The following is a 16551-nucleotide window of genomic DNA, read 5'->3' as shown; positions in this document are numbered from 1 at the left end:
TGTTTTTTGGAACGACACGCCATGAGCACCAAACACACCCATGCCTTCCAGGCTGAAGTCAAGCAGATCCTGCATCTGGTCACGCACAGCCTGTACTCCAACAAAGAGATTTTTCTGCGCGAATTGGTCTCCAACGCCAGCGACGCGTGCGACAAGCTGCGGTTCGAGGCGCTGGATCAGAACGAGCTGTTCGAAGACACGCCGAACTTGGAAATCCGTCTGCTGGTGGACAAGGAGGCGCGTACCCTCACCATCCGTGACAACGGCATCGGCATGAGCGCCGACGAAGCCATTGCGCACTTGGGCACCATCGCCAAGAGCGGCACGCGGGACTTCATGGCGAAGCTCGATGACGCCAAGAAGGGCGATGCCAATCTGATCGGTCAGTTTGGCGTCGGTTTTTATTCGGGTTTCATCGTGGCCGACCGGATCACGGTCGAAAGCCGTCGCGCTGGGGTGGCCGCCGACCAAGGTGTGCGCTGGGTGAGCGAAGGCACGGGCGAATTCGAGGTGGAGACGATCGAAAAAGCCGGGCGTGGCACCGACGTCATCCTGCACCTGCGTGAGGGCGAGGACGAGTTCCTGCAGCCCTGGAAGCTGCGCGCGGTGGTGGGCAAGTACAGCGACCACATCAGCTTGCCGATCCTGCTGAAAAAGGAAGTCTGGGACGCCGAGAAGAGCGCCTACGTGGCGACCGACGAGTGGGAGACCATCAACAAGGCCTCGGCCCTGTGGGCGCGCCCGAAGAGCGAGGTCACGCAGGAGCAATACGAGGAGTTCTACAAGACCCTCAGCCACGACAGCCAGGCCCCGTTGGCCTACACGCACAACCGCGTGGAAGGCCGCAGCGAGTACACGCAGCTGCTGTACATCCCGGCCAAGGCGCCCTTTGACCTCTGGAACCGTGACAAGAAGCCGGGCGTGAAGCTCTACGTCAAGCGCGTCTTCATCATGGACGACGCCCAGGAGTTGATGCCCAGCTACCTGCGCTTTGTGCGCGGCGTGATCGACTCGGCCGACCTGCCGCTGAACGTGAGCCGCGAATTGCTCCAAGAGAGTCGCGACGTACGCGCCATCCGCGAGGGCTCCACCAAGAAGGTGCTGGGCATGCTGGAGGCACTCGCCACCAGCGAGGACCAGGCGGACCAGGACAAGTACGCCGCCTTCTGGAAGGAATTTGGTGCCGTCCTCAAGGAGGGCATGGGCGAGGACTTCCCCAACCAGGAGCGTCTGGCCAAGCTGCTGCGCTTTGCCTCGACCCACGCCAGCGAAAACGTCAGCCTGGCGGACTACTTGTCGCGCATGAAGGAGGGGCAGGAGCACGTCTACTACATCGCTGCCGACAGCCTGGCCGCGGCTCAAAACAGCCCGCAGCTCGAAATCTTCCGCAAGAAGGGCATCGAGGTGCTGCTGATGGTGGATCGCGTGGATGAGTGGATGCTCAGCTACCTGAGTGAGTTCGAAGGCAAGACGCTGCAATCCGTGGCCAAGGGCGCCGTGGACCTCGGCAAGCTGCAGGATGAGGCCGAGAAGAAGGCGGCCGAAGAAGCTGCCGAGGCCTTCAAGCCGGTGCTGGACAAGCTCAAGGACGCGCTCAAAGACCGGGCCAAGGACGTGCGGGTAACCACCCGCCTGGTCGACTCACCCGCCTGCATCGTGGTGGAAGAGGGTGACATGAGCGCCCACCTGGCGCGCCTCCTCAAGCAGGCCGGTCAGGCGGCGCCCAGCAGCCAGCCCACGCTGGAAGTGAACGCCGAGCATGCGCTGGTCAAGGCCTTGGCGGGCCACCCGAAGTTCGACGACCTGGCCCACGTGCTGTTCGACCAAGCCTTGCTCGCGGAGGGCGGGCAGCTGGACGACCCGGCCGCCTATGTGAAACGGGTCAACGCGCTGCTGCTGGGCTGATCTCAAGGCGCTCGGGGCGGCCGGCCGCCGGCCGGCCTTGGGCGCTCATGAGAATCCGTCCCCATCGAAGTCGACGAAATCATCGTCGGCCGGCGGTGGGGGCGCGTCCTGAGGTTCGGCCATGGCCTCCAACTGCTCGGCCAGCTTGGCGACTTGGTCGGACCAGTAGTTCGGCGTGCCAAACCAGGGAAAGGCCAGCGGAAAGGCCGGGTCGTCCCAGCGTTTGGCAATCCAGCCGCTGTGGTGAATCATGCGCAGGGTGCGCAGCGGTTCGATCAGGCGCAGTTCGCGGCGGTCGAAATCCAGCACTTGTTCATAGCCGGCCAGCAGCGAGCGCAACTGGGCCTGGGCTTGCGCCGGCTCCCCGCTGAGCAGCATCCACAAATCCTGAACGGCCGGGCCGGTGACGGCATCGTCCAAATCCACAAAGTGAGCGCCGCCGCCTGGGGACCACAGCAGGTTGCCCGGGTGGCAGTCGCCGTGCAGTCGCTGCAGGCGCAGGTCGGGCACCGCGTCAAAGGCGGTTTGTACGGCCTCCAAGCAACGGTCCACGATGGAGAGCCAGCGCGGCGCCAGATCCGGAGGCAGGGTGTCGCTTGCCAAGACGGCGGCTCGGGCCAGGTCACCCGGAGCGCGGCCTACCCACTGCGGACGGGCCACGAAGTGACGCTCGCGCCCCACGCGGTGAATCCGGGCGATGAAGCGCCCCAGGACTTCCAACACTTCGGGGTCTTCGAGCTCTGGCGCGCGGCCGCCGAGTTTGGGCGTTGCGGCGAATCGCATGCCGCCCCACAGGGCGAGCGTGGGCGGCTGACCTTGAACTTCCGCCCGGCTGTCCGGGGCGAGGCTCAGCGACAGTGGGGCCGCCAAAGGGACTTCGGCAGCGAGCAAATCCAATGCAAAGCGGTGCTCCTCGAGTAATTGGGCATTGCTCCAGCGTCCCGGCCGGTAGAACTTGGCCACGATGGCGCCGCCTTCTTCCAGGTGAACCAGATAGACCCGGTTCTCATAAGAATTGAGTTGCAACAGTCGGCCATCGCCGCGCAGGCCCACTTCATCCAGCGCGTCCAGCAATCGACCCGGGTCCAGGTCGGCGTAGTCAAGATTCAAGGCGCGCTTTCGGGCGGTTGTTGAGGGGGCGCATCTTCGCTGACTCGCTCTGGCGCATCGGCCTGCAGCGTTTCGACGAAGTCCTTGATCTGCTTGGCCTGCATCTTGAGGCGGAAGTCCAACTCGCCCAGACCGTCTTCGATGGCTTGCTCCGCATGGCTACCCCAGGTGTCTTCGGGTAGATGGAGGCGGGCGCTGACACTGCCCTCAGCGACCTCCTCGACCCAGGCGCCTGACTTGGCGGCGATGTGCAGCATGGGTTGGTTCTCACTGAGGGCGTGAATCAGCAGGTAGCGGCAGTTGCGATTGCGCGCATGCAGACAGGCCAGTTCAAACAGCCGGCTTCCCAGGCCGCGCCCCCGGTAACGCTCCAAAACCGAGACCCCAAATTCCGCGGTGTCGAGATCCGGTCCCGCCGGGGCGTAGGCCAGATGCGCCATGGCGACCACCTCCAGGCGTCGGTTGAACACGCCCAACAATTCGTCGCGATCAAAATTGAGACTCAGCGCGTAGCGTTCGATTTGTGCGTCGCTGGCGGCGTAGCCGAATCGCAAGTACCGGTCGCTTGGGGTCAGGGTCAGCAGGTGCTTGAGGATGCGGCGACGGTGGCGGCGCCCCAGGGCTCGTATGGGCACCCAATGCCCTCGCAAGGCGGCCAGTGCGGCGTGCAGGGGGGATCGGTGGCTGTCACCCATGAGGCCCATTATCCGAAGCGGGGTGCACAAGCTGCGCGGGTGAGGCATCCTTGCGGCCCCCTAGGGTATCTGCTAGACTCGACAGCTTTTCCGCCTCCAGTGGGCTTTGGGGGTGGGCGTTGTTGTGCGAGGCCGCCTGATCGCAAGGTCAGATCGATAAGCGGTTCCAAACGGCAAATGTTTGAAAAAGCTCGTTTGAAAGACATTCATGAAGACCTTCAGCGCCAAGCCGGCCGAAGTGACGCACGAGTGGTTTGTGATTGACGCCACCGATAAGGTGCTCGGACGTGTTGCCAGCGAAGTGGCACTCCGACTGCGCGGCAAGCACAAAGCCATTTACACGCCTCACGTCGACACCGGTGACTTCATCATCGTTGTGAACGCCGACAAGATTCGCGTGACCGGTACCAAGTCGGAAGACAAGATGTACTACCGTCACAGCGGTTTCCCGGGCGGCATCTACGCCACCAAATTCAAGGACATGCAGGCCAAGCACCCCGGCCGCGCCTTGGAGAAGGCCGTCAAGGGCATGCTGCCCAAGGGCCCGCTGGGCTATGCGATGGTCAAGAAGCTGAAGGTTTATGCTGGTGACAACCACCCGCACGCCGCTCAGCAGCCCAAAGTCCTGGAGATCTGAGCATGATCGGTAATTGGAATTACGGTACCGGCCGTCGCAAGTCGTCGGTGGCGCGTGTCTTCATCAAGAAGGGCACCGGCCAAATCACCGTCAATGGTCGTCCCATCGCCGAGTACTTCGGCCGTCAGACCTCCATCATGGTGGCCCGTCAAGCTTTGGTGCTGACGAACAACGCTGAAGCCTTTGACGTCAAGGTCAATGTGCACGGCGGCGGCGAATCCGGTCAAGCCGGTGCGGTTCGTCTGGGCGTGACCCGTGCGCTGATCGACTATGACGCGGCCCTGAAGCCGCAACTGAGCGCTGCGGGCTTCGTGACCCGTGACGCCCGTGAAGTCGAGCGTAAGAAGGTCGGTCTGCACGGCGCCCGTCGCCGGAAGCAGTTCTCGAAGCGTTAATTCGTTATCGAGAGGTCGCAGAAGTCGCATCGTTCCGGGCAACTTCTTGCAGGCCCCGCTCGTCAAAAGGCCGCAGTTTTCTGCGGCCTTTTTCATTGGCGCCGATAATGCTGCCCTATTCAGGAAATCTCATCATGAACGCTGTTGCCGACATCCAAGACATTCCCCTGCCGCTGGTCTTTACGGACAGCGCCGCCAACAAAGTGGCCGAATTGGTGGCCGAGGAAGGCAACCCCGATCTGAAGTTGCGCGTCTTCGTGCAAGGGGGCGGTTGCTCGGGCTTTCAATACGGCTTTACCTTTGATGAAGAGGTGAACGATGACGACACGCAGATGCAGAAGAACGGCGTCACCCTGTTGATCGATGCCATGAGTCTGCAATACCTGACGGGGGCGGAGATCGACTACAAAGACGATTTGAGCGGGGCGCAGTTCGTGATCAAGAATCCGAATGCGACGACGACCTGCGGCTGTGGGTCGAGTTTTTCGGTTTGAAGCCGGAGGGTAGGCACTGAAGAGCGGCTCGATGAGCCGCTTTTTTGTTGGGTCGCCCGTGTGCCGCCCGCGGGACGCTCAGGCCGGGTAGAGCGCGCCCAGAATACGCGGCCCCTGGGCCCCCGTCACACAGACTAGGTTTCCCGGTTCACGGGCCGTGAATCGCGCGGCCAGCCAGGCGAACGCTGTGGCCTCCACCTGCATGGGCGGCAAACCCCGCCGATCACTGGTGACAACCTGCAGCTGAGGCAAGTGCCGCTGCAGGCGATGAAGCAAGTCGAGGTTGAAGGCGCCGCCGCCACAAACGATTAACTCGTTGGTTGCGGGCTGCGCACGGTTCAGTGCGTCCGCAATGCTCCAGGCGGTTAGCTCGGCCAGTGTCGCCTGCACATCGGCTGGACTGAAGGACCGCAGAACCTGTTGCTGAAGCCAAGTCCAGTCGAACAAATCCCGGCCGGTGGAGCGTGGCGGTGGCAGCGAGAAGAACGGTTCTGACTGCCAGCGCGCCAGCAAGTCCGGCAGAACGCGCCCTGTGGCGGCCCAGCAGCCTCCGGCGTCGAAGGCCGGGCCTTGGTGGTGGCGATGCCAGGTGTCAAGCAACACATTGCCGGGGCCGGTGTCAAACCCTCCGGTGGGCCCCTGTGCGGGCAGCAGGCTGAGGTTGGCCATGCCGCCGATGTTGAGCACCGCGATGTCCGCATCGGGTCGACCAAAGACGGCCCGGTGAAAGGCCGGCACCAGCGGGGCGCCCTGTCCGCCGGCCGCAACATCCCGGCTGCGCAAGTCGGCAACGATATCGACTCCGGTCAGTTCAGCGAGCAGGGCCGCATTGAGTAACTGCACGGTAAAGCCGAGCTCGGGGCGGTGGCGAACCGTTTGCCCGTGAGCCCCAGCCGCTGATACGTCTTGGGGGCGAGCGCCCGCCTCCTCGAGCAGCGTGCGCAGGACCTGGGCGTACGCTCGTGCGACGGCGTTGGCCGCCAGCGCAGCCTGGTGGAGTTCATCGGGGCCGCTTTGATTCAGGCGAAGCAGCTGGCTTTGAAGCGCGGGGTCAAAGGCCTCAAAGCGATGGGCAGTCACACCCGAGTTGGGTGACCACAAGACCGCATCCACGCCATCCAGCGAGGTGCCGGACATGAGCCCGGCAAAAAGAGGGCTCGGGCTCAATCGGAGCCGGTCACGCCCATGCCCAGCGTTCCAGCGACCGCCAGCTGGGTGCGCGCCCCTTGGGCCGTGGCATCGAAGGCTGCTTTGGCGGTCGTGGGCAGCGGCACGTTGTCACTCGCCTTGGCGATGGTGCGCGGGTCAACGTGACGTCCATTGACGCGAAATTCAAAGTGCAGGTGCGGGCCGGTGGCCCAGCCGGTGGCCCCCACAGCCCCAATGCGTTGGCTCTGCTCGACGCGCTGACCCTTGCGTACATCGATCTTGCTCAAGTGAGCATAGACCGTGGTGCGCTCGCCCGCATGGCGCAGATGGACCACATTACCAAACCCGTTCTGCCACCCTGCAAACTCCACCACCCCATCCCCCACGCTCCGTACCGGGGTCCCGGTCGGAGCACCGTAATCGGTGCCCAAATGCTGGCGCCAGGTTTGATGGATGGGGTGAAAACGCATGGCAAATCCGCTGGTCACGCGCGAGAACTCCAGCGGGCTGGCCAGGAAAGCGCGCCGCTTGTTTTTGCCCTGGAAATCGTAAAAGCTCCCCTTCCCAGTGGCGGTGTCTTTGAACCACAAAGCCTGGTGGGTGCGCCCGCCGTTCACGAACTCGGCGGCGAGCACCCGCCCTTCGCCCCAATTCACGGGTTCGCCATCCGCGGTCAAGCTTTCAAAGACCAAGGTGAAGCGGTCGCCGCGCCGCAGATCCCGGTGGAAATCAATTTCGGCGGCGAACATGTCCGCCAGTTGCGAGGCCACGCGATCCGGAAGACCGGCGGCATCGGTGGCGGCAAAGAGAGAGGACTCGATCGTTCCGCTGGCCAGTCGGGTTTGCGCTTCAAAGCGCCCCAGTTCCATGCGGGCTTCCCAGGCTTGGGCGGTGTTGCGCTCCAGAACCAATCGGTTGAAGTGCGAGCCCGCGACTTCACTGCTGGTGGCTGGAAACCGGGCAACCAGCCGCAGAACCTTGCCGGCATCGTCCACATCGACCTCGACCCGTTTGCCCGCTCGCCCACTCAGCAATTGGCGAGCGGTGCCGTCGCGGCGCAAAAAGTTGGCCACCTCGGGATCAAAGGCGCCCAGGCGGCTGAGCAACGTTTCAGCCGTGTCGCTTGCGCGGGTTTGGTCGCTACGGCGCAGCGAGAGTCGATGCTCCGCCAAGGCGTCCAGCTGGTCGGCCAGCGACAGGGCGGGCAGGGCCTCTACAACCGAGTGCCGCGGCAGGTCCGCCGGGTTGGGCACAAGCGGCGCCAAGCCGAAGGCGGTTACGGCAAAACCGCCCAACAGCACCAGAACCGCCCCTGTGAGTTGGTGCGGGTGTCGAGCTGCAAAACGATCCAGAGACTGCAGCCAAGGCTGCAGGCGATTCAACCAATTCATACCAGCACCACGAGGTGTGGGGAGCAAAGGGTGAAACGGGGCACCAACGTCGCTTCCACCAGGGGTTGCAGGGGGTGTCGGCGTTCCGGGCCGACGGCGGCAGGGGGCGAGACCCTGTGCACCTGCTCAACCGGAGGGGCCGGGAGCGTGCCTGAGGCAGTCACCTAGAATTTGCGACTCTTTGTGGCCGTGAGCAGCGGCTGTACGGCAGAGGCGCGAGGTAGATTCTACGACGCCCGCCCGCCAGCGCAGCCGGGAAAGCCCGGGCCATGCCCACCCGATTTCGGGTAAACCCTGAATTGAGCCGCCCATGACGAGCGCCCAGCAGCCTGAATTCCCCATCACCGATGCCGTCCGCGAGGCGCTGGCGGTCAGCCGGCGCGGCACGCAGGAGTTGCTGCCCGAGGACGCATGGGTCAAGAAGCTGGCCCGTTCGGCGGCCACCGGCGTGCCGCTGCGCATCAAACTGGGCCTGGACCCGACAGCGCCGGACATCCACCTGGGCCACACCGTGGTGCTGAACAAGATGCGCCAGTTGCAGAACCTGGGGCATCAGGTCATTTTCTTGATCGGCGACTTCACCTCCATGATTGGCGATCCGAGCGGCCGCAACAGCACCCGCCCACCGCTGACCAAGGAGCAGATCAAGGCCAACGCCGAAACCTACTACCAACAGGCCAGCCTGGTGCTGGACCCGGCGCGAACCGAGATCCGCTACAACTCCGAGTGGAGCGACCCCCTGGGGGCCGCGGGCTTGATTCAGCTGGCCAGCCGCTACACCGTGGCGCGGATGTTGGAGCGCGACGACTTCACCAAGCGGTTCCAAAGCCAGACGCCGATCTCGGTTCACGAGTTCTTGTACCCGTTGATGCAAGGCTATGACTCGGTGGCGCTGAAGTCCGACCTGGAGCTCGGGGGCACCGACCAGAAATTCAACTTGCTGATGGGCCGCCACCTGCAGGCTGAATACGGGCAAGAGCCGCAGTGCATCTTGACGATGCCGCTGCTCGAGGGCTTGGATGGCGTCGAGAAGATGTCGAAATCCAAGAACAACTACATCGGTATCAGCGAGCCCGCGAACACCATGTACGCCAAGGTGCTGTCCATCTCCGACACCCTGATGTGGCGCTGGTACGAACTGCTGAGCTTTGAATCGCTGGAGGCCATCGCCCAGCTCAAGGCCGAGGTGGACGCTGGGCGCAACCCCAAGGACGCCAAGGTGGCCCTGGCGCGCGAGATCACCACCCGCTTCCACGGCGCAGCCGCGGCAGCGGCCGCTCAGGAGGACTTCGAACGCCGGGCCCGAGGCGGCATTCCGGACGACGTGCCGGAGCTGACCCTCGCTGGGGGGCCGCTGGGCATTGGTGCCTTGCTCAAGGCTGCGGGCCTGGTGCCGTCCAACGGCGAGGGCCTGCGCAAGGTGGAGCAGGGCGGTGTGCGCATCGATGGCACCGTGATCAGCGACAAGGGACTCAAGGTCGAGCCGGGCACCTTTGTGTTGCAGGTGGGCAAGCGCCAATTCGCGCGCGTCACCCTGACCGCATGAGCGATCCCCGCTTCACCGCCAAGCCGCCGCGCAACAGCACGTGGCGTTATTTGTGGGTGTTGGCCCTCATCGTGGCGGGCCTGCTGGCCTATCTGCGCCCCTGGGCTGCCGAAACACCCCTGGTGTTCCGGCTCCGTCCGGCCGAGCCTGCAGCCTCTGGGGCGGCACCGACGCCCAATGCGGTGGGCGTGCGGCTCATCCCGTCGGCGCCCGGCACGGCAGCCTCTCGGCCCAAGCGCGCCGCCTCCAGCGGGTTCTGACACCCTCAGCGGTTGGCAATCCCCGCCGCCACATGGCCGCTGGGTACGTGCTGGCTCGCGTGGGTGATGTGGCCCAATTGATCGTCGAAGAAAAAGTCGGGCTCAAACTCGCGCAGGAACTCACCCTTGGGCAGGCCGCCGAGGAACATCGCCTCGTCGATCTCGATCTTCCAGCTCATCAAGGTGCGGATGGCGCGCTCATGCGCTGGCGCGCTACGCGCGGTGACCAGCGCGGTGCGCACGCGCACCGCCTGGTTGCGCTGCTGCTGCAGGCCGTGCAAGGCCAACAGCAAGGGTTTGAAAGGGCCGGGCGGCAGGGGTTCAAGGGCGTGGTGGGTCTCGTGGCGCTGGAAGGCGTCCAGGCCTTCGGCCTGGAACACGCGCTCGGCCTCGTCGCTGAACAGCACGGCGTCGCCGTCGAAGGCGATGCGCAACTCGTCCGGGTGGGCATCGCTGGCGCGCGCGCTGGTGGGGTAGACACGCGCCGCCGGCACGCCGGCGTCGAGCGCGGCCCGCACATCAAGCTCATTGGCGCTCAGGAACAGCTGGGCGTGTAGGGGTTTGAGAAAGCGCCAGGGCTCGCGCCCGCGCGTGAACACGCCGCGCTGGATGGGCAGGCCATAGGCCTGGGCCGAGCGGTAGACGCGCAGGCCCGAGACCGGGTCGTTGCGGCTCAGTACCACCACTTCGACGCGCGGTGGCTGGCCGGCCTGGTTGAAGCCGAGCAGCTTCTTCACCAGCGAGAAGGCCACGCCCGGCTTGGCCGGCACGTCCAGACGCTGCTGCTGCAGGGCCATGTAGGCGTGGTCGTCGCTGGCTTCGAAGAGCTGGTTCTCTTCCTCGAAATCGAACAGCGCGCGCGAGGAGATCGCGACGACCAGGCAGCCATCCAGGGAGGCGGGCATGTCAGGGCTTCAGTCCGAGCTTCTTCCAGCCTTCGATGCCGAGCTTCTCCAGCGTCTCCATGTTGGCTTCGAAGATGGATTCCGCTTCGGGGAAGGCCGCCACGGCACGGTCGATGGAGTCTTCGCGAATCAGGTGCAGCGTGGGGTAGGGCGAGCGGTTGCTGTAGTTGGTGATGTCGTCGACCTCGGTCCCTTCGAATTGGTACTGGGGGTGGAAGCTGGCGATCTGCAACTCGCCCTCCAGGCCGATCTCGGCCACCAACGCGTCGGCCGCGTCCAGAAAGTCGTTGTAGTCCAGGAAGTCGGTCAACACGCCCGGGTGAATCAGCAGCGTGGTGTCCGTCTGTTCCGCGGGGGTGTCGTGCAAATGGTTCAGTTCGGCCGCCAGCTCATAGAGCAGCGCTTCGACGCTCGTCGAGGAGCTCACCACGTATCGCACCTGTCCCTTGACTTGAACTTGTTTGGCGAAGGGGCACAGGTTCAGGCCAATGACCGCTTTGTCCACCCAGGCGCGGGTGTCCGCGATGACTTGTTCTTCATTCATGCTTGTTGCTCCTTGAACCAGGCTTCGACGAGCTGGACCCACATACTGCCGCCGACCGGGATCAGGTGGTCGTTGAAGTCGTAGCTCGGGTTGTGCAAGGTGCACGGCCCCAGACCGTGGCCGCCTTCGCGGTGCTGGCCCTCGCCGTTGCCGATCAGGAAGTAACAGCCCGGCTTGTCCAGCAGGTAGTAGCTGAAATCCTCGGCGCCCATGGTGGGCTCGAAGTGCTCGACCTTCGCGCCCATGGCGGTGAGGGTGCGGCGCACAAACTCGGTCTCGCGCGCGTGGTTCACTGTGGGCGGGTAGTTGCGGCGGAACTGGAACTCGCACTGCAGCTCAAAGCCGGCGGCCAGGTGTTCGCTCAGCTCCTTCATACGGCGCTCGATCAGGTCCAGCACCTCCACCGTGAAGGTGCGCACCGTGCCTTCCAGCGTCACCGCCTCGGGGATCACGTTGGTGGCCTCGCCGGCGTGGATCATGGTGACCGAGATGACGCCGGTGTCGATTGGCCGCTTGTTGCGGTTGATGATGGTCTGGAAGGCCTGCACCAGCTGGCAGGCGGCGGGCACCGGGTCGAGACCAAGGTGGGGCATCGCGCCATGCGCGCCTTTGCCCTTGAGCACGATCTTGAACTCGTTGCTGCTGGCAAACACCGGGCCACTGGCCAGCGAGAAGGTGCCGGCCGGCATGCCGGGCCAGTTGTGGATGCCGAACACGGCGTCCATCGGACACTGTTGCCACAGCCCGTCCTTGATCATTTCGCGCGCACCGCCACCGCCTTCTTCGGCGGGCTGGAAGATCAGGTAGACCGTGCCGTCGAAGTTCCGGTGCTCGGCCAGATGCTTGGCTGCGGCCAGCAGCATGGTGGTGTGGCCGTCGTGGCCGCAGGCGTGCATCTTGCCGGCGTGCACGCTGGCGTGCGGGAAGTGGTTGTGCTCGGTCATCGGCAGGGCGTCGATGTCGGCGCGCAAACCGACCGCGCGCGGGCTGTCACCGCCCTTGACGACGCCGACCACGCCGGTTTGCCCCAAGCCCCGGATCACCGGAAGGCCCCAGGCTTCCAGCTGCTTGGCAATCAGATCCGAGGTGCGCTGTTCCTGAAAGCACAGCTCGGGGTGCTGGTGGATGTCGCGGCGGATGCGCACCAGGTCAGCTTGGGCATCGAGCAAGGGAGTCAGCAATTTCATGGGACGGGCGAGGGAAAGAAGGCTCGTGCCATCATCGTCGCATGTCTGCCGAAACTTCTTTGCGCCGTGTTCATGGCGCCTGCCCGCACGATTGTCCTGATACCTGTGCCCTGGTGGTGCATTCAGAGGGACAGCGCGTTCTTCGCGTTCAGGGGCGGGCTGACCATCCAAGTACTCACGGTGCCTTGTGCACCAAGGTGAGCCGGTATCCCGAGCGCACGCACCATCCTGATCGTGTGCTGTACCCACTCAGGCGCGTGTCCGCCAAGACCGAGCCCCCTCGGTTCGAGCGGGTGACCTGGACCGAGGCGCTGGCGGATATCGCGGGGCGCCTTCAGGGTATCGCGGCCCGTGACCCGCAGGCCATTCAGCCCTATTCCTATGCCGGCACCATGGGCTTATTGCAAGGCGGGTCCATGGCCGACCGCCTGTGGAATCGGTTGGGGGCGGCCCGTTTGGATCGCACCATTTGCGCCAGCGCTGGCGCCGAGGCGCTGAACCTGACATATGGGAGCCGCGTGGGGATGCACTTGCGGTTCTTTGCCGAGTCGCGATTGATCTTGATTTGGGGCAGTAACAGCATCGCCAGCAATTTGCACTTCTGGACCTATGCCAATCAGGCCAAGCGCAACGGCGCCAAGCTGATTTGCATCGATCCGCGCCGCACCGAGACGGCCGATAAATGTCATCAACACTTGGCGTTGCGCCCTGGCAGCGACGGCGCGCTGGCGCTGGCACTGATGCATGAATTGATCCGGCACGATTGGCTGGACCACGACTACCTCGAGAACTATGTGACCGGGTGGGCCCAACTGCGGGAACGAGCGCTGCAGTGGCCCCCGGAGCGAGTTGCGCCAGTCACGGGGCTGAAGGTCGATGAGATTGAAGCGCTGGCGCGCGACTATGGCACCACCGCGCCGGCCGCCATTCGGCTCAACTACGGGATGCAGCGTGTACACGGCGGAGGCAATGCCGTGCGCTTGATTGCCCTGTTGCCCTGCCTGGTTGGCGCCTGGAAACACCGAGCAGGCGGCCTGCTGCTGTCCAGCTCGGGTTGGAGCGCGCCGTTCAAGAACAACGCGGCGCTGGAACGCCCGGACTTGCTCGCCGGGCGACAGCCCCGCATGGTGAACATGAGCGCAATCGGCAATGCCCTGAGGGACTTGGAGGGCCCGCGCATCGAGGCGCTGGTGGTCTACAACAGCAACCCGGCCGCCGTTGCACCCGAGAACGGGAACGTGGTGCGTGGCTTGCAGCGCAACGACCTGTTCACGGTCGTACTCGAACACTTCATGACGGACACCGCCGACCATGCGGATTACGTGCTGCCGGCCACCACCCAGATGGAGCACTTGGATGTGCACACCAGTTACGGCCACACCGACGTGCTGATCAACGAACCGGCTATTCCGCCACTGGGTGAGTCGAAGCCCAACACGCAGATCTTTCGTGAGCTGGCCGCGGCCCTGGGTTTTGGCAGTGAACCCTGGGCGCAGGAGGACGATGAGGCGCTGGCCCGGCAAGCCTTGCTGGGCTTGGACTACGAGCGCTTGCGGCGCGAAGGATTCGTCTCTCTGGATCTGCCGGATGCGCCTTTTGCGCATGGCGAGTGGCCCACGACGGATGGCAAGGTCTGGGCCGTGCATCCCGCAGCCGGTCTGCCGGACTTTGTGCCCAATGTGGAGAGCCCTGAGTCAGCCCCGACACTGGCCGCACGCTACCCGCTGGCCATGATTTCCCCGCCGGCTCGGAACTTCTTAAACAGTAGTTTTGTCAACGTGCAGAGCCTGCGAGACATCGAGCGCGAGCCGGTGCTGGAAATGCACCCTCAAGACGCCCAAACCCGCGGTCTGACCGATGGGGCGATGGCCCGTGTGTTCAATGACCGTGGCGAGCAGCGACTGAAAGTTGTGCTCAACGGGCGAGCCCGCCCAGGCGTGGTGCACGGTCTGGGCGTGTGGTGGCGCAAGTTTGGCCCTGACGGCAAGAACGTCAATGAACTCACCCACCAGGGGCTTACGGACATCGGAGGCGGTGCCTGTTTTTACGACTGCTTGGTGGAAGTCAGGGCTGCCTGAAGTGACTGCACCCTGGTAATCTCAGCGCATGTCGACACTGCACATCCACCGCGAACACCACCTCGGCTTGGCCAAGGCCCGCAAGATCGCCTGGAAATGGGCCGAGGATGCCGAGGCCAAGCTGGGCATGGAATGCACGGTCTATGAAGGGGATGACAGCGACACGGTGGAGTTCCACCGCAGTGGCGTGAAGGGTGAGCTGGTGGTGACCGCCACGGCCTTCGAGCTCAAAGCCAAGCTGGGGATCTTGTTGGGAGCGCTGCGCGGCACGATTGAGAAGGAAATCGAATCGGAGTTGGACATGCTGCTTGCCCAGAGCAGTAAGCCGGCCAAAAAGCCCAAATAGAACTGCCCCCAAAGGGGCGACTGAGCGAAGCAAGAACGGCCCCACTGGGGCCGTTCTTGCTTGGGGGGAGTGCGCCTTACTTCAGGCTTTCCACCAAGTCCACGTACTCTTGCATGGCGTCGTTCTGGCTCATGCCTTTGAGTTCGTCCCAGGCGCCCCACTTGGCACGCCCCACCATGTCCATCATGCCGGGTTTGGAGGTCTCGTTGTCGCCCTCGGTCCCTTGCTTGTACAGCGCATACAGCTTCAGCAATGTGGCGTTGTCAGGGCGTTCAGGCAGTTGCTTGGAATCGGCCACCGCGGTCTCAAACTGCTTTTTCAGGCTCATCGTGTCTCCTTCGTTCAACAACGACCGCAATCTGTGCGGACAGGGCTAGGGTGAGACGGATGTTAGCGACAGAATCCGTTCTGAACTCCTATTTGAGCGCCCACCCCATGAGTCTGATCCCCGAGCGCATGAGCCGTGTTGACACCGCATGGTTGCGGATGGACACGCCTGAGAACCTGATGATGATCGTGGGGGTCTGGTTTCTCAAGCCCAAACTTGACATCGAGGCCCTGCGCGAACGCTGTGCCGAGCGACTGCTGCCCTATCGGCGGTTTCGCCAGCGGGTGGTCGAGGACGCGATGGGGGCCGTGTGGATTGAAGACCGAGACTTTGACATCGAGAACCATGTCTGCACCGTGGAGTTGGACGTGGATCCGGGCCAAACCCGCATGCAGGCCTTGCAGTCATTTGTGGCCATGCGGGCTGCTCAACCCCTGGACCCGGGGCGACCGCTGTGGTCTATGGAGTTGATCGAGGATTTCGAGAACGGCGAGTCGGTACTCCTAGCGCGTCTGCATCACTGCATCGCGGACGGCATTGCGCTCATCTCGGTCATGCTGTCGATCACCGATGGCGGGGCGCTTCCGTCTAAGAATCGCAAGCCCGAGCACGATGCCCACGAAGGTGAACACGACTGGATCATCGATCACCTTCTAAAACCCATCACCGACATGACGGTTAAAACCGTCAAGATGGCGAGCAAAGGGGCAGCCAAGAGCATGGATCTCTTGATGGCGCCGGACACGCCGACGGACGCCACGGTTCACATGGCTCGATTGGGCTTCCAGGCCTTCAACGATGTGGCAGCCATGGCCCTGATGCCCGATGACGCGCACACGCGGCTCAAGGGCAAGCCGGGGCAAACCAAAACGGTGGCTTGGGCCGACAGCCTCAAAGTGGACGAAGTCAAGGCGATAGGCAAGGCCCTGGGCGGCTCGGTGAACGATGTGCTGCTGTCATGCGTGGCTGGGGCAATCGGGGCCTACCTACGCGAAAAAGGGGACGACCCGAGTGGGCAGGAAATCCGTGCCATGGTGCCGGTGAACCTGCGGCCACTGGACAAGGCTTACCAATTGGGTAATCGGTTTGGATTGGTGCCCCTGGTGTTGCCCATTGGCATCGAAAACCCGATCGAACGCCTCTACGCCGTGCGCGCCCGGATGCAGGAACTCAAAGGAAGCTTCCAGCCCATCATGGCCTTTGGCTTGTTGGCTGTGGCGGGGCTGCTGATCAAGCCGGTTCAGCATGCCCTGCTGAACCTGTTCGCCAAAAAGGCCACGGCGGTCATGACCAACGTGCCAGGGCCCAGCAAACCCTTGACTTTTTGCGGCTCGACGGTGGAGCGCGTGATGTTCTGGGTGCCGCAAAGCGGCGACATCGGCATGGGGGTGAGCATCCTGACCTACGCCGGCAAGGTTCAGTTTGGGCTGATCACCGATGCCGAACTGTGCCCGGACCCGGAGGCCATCATTGCGCAGTTTGAACCGGAGTTCGAGAAGCTCACGATGCTGACCCTGATGCTGCCGTGGGTGGGCGAGCCCACCTAGCGCCCCGAAATCAGAAAGACAAACGGCCGGAGCA

At 63.8% G+C, this 16551-nt stretch carries 17 protein-coding genes; 9 read left to right on the top strand and 8 right to left on the bottom strand.

Features of this window, described 5'->3' with window-relative positions; genetic code table 11:
* The first annotated feature begins 21 nt into the window (after positions 1 to 21).
* Positions 22 to 1905, top strand: a complete 1884-nt coding sequence (gene htpG, locus I7X43_RS00855) for a molecular chaperone HtpG (RefSeq protein WP_198098997.1) — start codon at positions 22 to 24, stop codon at positions 1903 to 1905.
* 45 nt (positions 1906 to 1950) lie between these two features.
* Here the strand turns inward: htpG and I7X43_RS00850 are convergent, their stop codons facing one another.
* Complete coding sequence (locus tag I7X43_RS00850) at positions 1951 to 3015, bottom strand: serine/threonine protein kinase (protein ID WP_198098996.1); 1065 nt, start codon at positions 3013 to 3015, stop codon at positions 1951 to 1953.
* Entirely contained in the window at positions 3012 to 3710 is a 699-nt protein-coding gene (locus tag I7X43_RS00845; protein WP_198098995.1) for a GNAT family N-acetyltransferase, read from the bottom strand. Before I7X43_RS00845 ends, I7X43_RS00850 begins: the two co-directional genes overlap by 4 nt.
* A gap of 208 nt (positions 3711 to 3918) precedes the next feature.
* Between I7X43_RS00845 and rplM the strand changes: the two genes are divergently transcribed.
* From rplM to erpA, 3 genes are all read left to right on the top strand, one after another.
* Positions 3919 to 4347 (top strand): 50S ribosomal protein L13, encoded by a 429-nt coding sequence (rplM, locus tag I7X43_RS00840; protein WP_198098994.1) that lies wholly within the window; start codon positions 3919 to 3921, stop codon positions 4345 to 4347.
* A gap of 2 nt (positions 4348 to 4349) precedes the next feature.
* Positions 4350 to 4742 carry a 30S ribosomal protein S9 gene (gene rpsI / locus I7X43_RS00835; RefSeq protein WP_198098993.1) on the top strand — a complete coding sequence of 131 codons (393 nt, stop codon included), beginning with the start codon at positions 4350 to 4352 and terminating at the stop codon, positions 4740 to 4742.
* A 134-nt stretch (positions 4743 to 4876) separates the two neighbouring features.
* On the top strand, positions 4877 to 5236 hold the full coding sequence (gene erpA, locus I7X43_RS00830; protein WP_198098992.1) for an iron-sulfur cluster insertion protein ErpA: 360 nt from the start codon (positions 4877 to 4879) through the stop codon (positions 5234 to 5236).
* Between the two features lie 78 nt (positions 5237 to 5314).
* Here the strand turns inward: erpA and I7X43_RS00825 are convergent, their stop codons facing one another.
* Positions 5315 to 6403 carry an anhydro-N-acetylmuramic acid kinase gene (locus I7X43_RS00825; protein ID WP_259373353.1) on the bottom strand — a complete coding sequence of 363 codons (1089 nt, stop codon included), beginning with the start codon at positions 6401 to 6403 and terminating at the stop codon, positions 5315 to 5317.
* On the bottom strand, positions 6400 to 7776 hold the full coding sequence (locus tag I7X43_RS00820) for a M23 family metallopeptidase (RefSeq protein ID WP_198098990.1): 1377 nt from the start codon (positions 7774 to 7776) through the stop codon (positions 6400 to 6402). The genes I7X43_RS00825 and I7X43_RS00820 overlap by 4 nt, the downstream gene beginning before the upstream one ends.
* Positions 7777 to 8086: 310 nt before the next feature.
* Here I7X43_RS00820 and tyrS point away from each other — a divergent pair, with 310 nt between their 5' ends.
* Together tyrS and I7X43_RS00810 are read left to right on the top strand one after the other, a co-directional pair.
* Entirely contained in the window at positions 8087 to 9322 is a 1236-nt protein-coding gene (tyrS, locus tag I7X43_RS00815; RefSeq protein ID WP_198098989.1) for a tyrosine--tRNA ligase, read from the top strand.
* Positions 9319 to 9582, top strand: coding sequence for a hypothetical protein (locus I7X43_RS00810; RefSeq protein ID WP_198098988.1), 264 nt, complete (start codon positions 9319 to 9321; stop codon positions 9580 to 9582). The genes tyrS and I7X43_RS00810 overlap by 4 nt, the downstream gene beginning before the upstream one ends.
* 5 nt (positions 9583 to 9587) lie before the next feature.
* On the opposite strand, the gene I7X43_RS00805 is transcribed toward I7X43_RS00810, so the two are convergent.
* Genes I7X43_RS00805 through I7X43_RS00795 form a run of 3 tightly spaced genes read right to left on the bottom strand, consistent with a single transcriptional unit; the run spans position 9588 to position 12218 of the window.
* Positions 9588 to 10487, bottom strand: coding sequence for a 5'-nucleotidase (locus I7X43_RS00805; protein WP_198098987.1), 900 nt, complete (start codon positions 10485 to 10487; stop codon positions 9588 to 9590).
* A gap of 1 nt (position 10488) precedes the next feature.
* The gene (locus tag I7X43_RS00800; RefSeq protein ID WP_198098986.1) at positions 10489 to 11031 is read right to left on the bottom strand and encodes a DUF1415 domain-containing protein; all 543 of its coding nucleotides are present in this window, start codon (positions 11029 to 11031) and stop codon (positions 10489 to 10491) included.
* The gene (locus tag I7X43_RS00795; protein WP_198098985.1) at positions 11028 to 12218 is read right to left on the bottom strand and encodes a M20 aminoacylase family protein; all 1191 of its coding nucleotides are present in this window, start codon (positions 12216 to 12218) and stop codon (positions 11028 to 11030) included. The genes I7X43_RS00800 and I7X43_RS00795 overlap by 4 nt, the downstream gene beginning before the upstream one ends.
* 41 nt (positions 12219 to 12259) lie before the next feature.
* Here I7X43_RS00795 and I7X43_RS00790 point away from each other — a divergent pair, with 41 nt between their 5' ends.
* Together I7X43_RS00790 and I7X43_RS00785 are read left to right on the top strand one after the other, a co-directional pair.
* The gene (locus I7X43_RS00790; protein WP_198098984.1) at positions 12260 to 14296 is read left to right on the top strand and encodes a molybdopterin-containing oxidoreductase family protein; all 2037 of its coding nucleotides are present in this window, start codon (positions 12260 to 12262) and stop codon (positions 14294 to 14296) included.
* 28 nt (positions 14297 to 14324) lie between these two features.
* Positions 14325 to 14642, top strand: a complete 318-nt coding sequence (locus tag I7X43_RS00785; protein ID WP_198098983.1) for a polyhydroxyalkanoic acid system family protein — start codon at positions 14325 to 14327, stop codon at positions 14640 to 14642.
* A gap of 76 nt (positions 14643 to 14718) precedes the next feature.
* Here the strand turns inward: I7X43_RS00785 and I7X43_RS00780 are convergent, their stop codons facing one another.
* Positions 14719 to 14970, bottom strand: coding sequence for an acyl-CoA-binding protein (locus tag I7X43_RS00780; RefSeq protein WP_198098982.1), 252 nt, complete (start codon positions 14968 to 14970; stop codon positions 14719 to 14721).
* A 107-nt stretch (positions 14971 to 15077) separates the two neighbouring features.
* On the opposite strand from I7X43_RS00780, the gene I7X43_RS00775 reads away from it, so the two are divergent.
* Complete coding sequence (locus I7X43_RS00775; RefSeq protein ID WP_246480082.1) at positions 15078 to 16517, top strand: wax ester/triacylglycerol synthase family O-acyltransferase; 1440 nt, start codon at positions 15078 to 15080, stop codon at positions 16515 to 16517.
* The last annotated feature ends 34 nt before the right edge of the window (positions 16518 to 16551 follow it).

The organism is Inhella gelatinilytica, from assembly GCF_016093295.1.
In the GTDB taxonomy this organism is placed as follows: domain Bacteria; phylum Pseudomonadota; class Gammaproteobacteria; order Burkholderiales; family Burkholderiaceae_C; genus Inhella; species Inhella gelatinilytica.
This window is presented reverse-complemented; position numbering and strand designations above follow the sequence as displayed.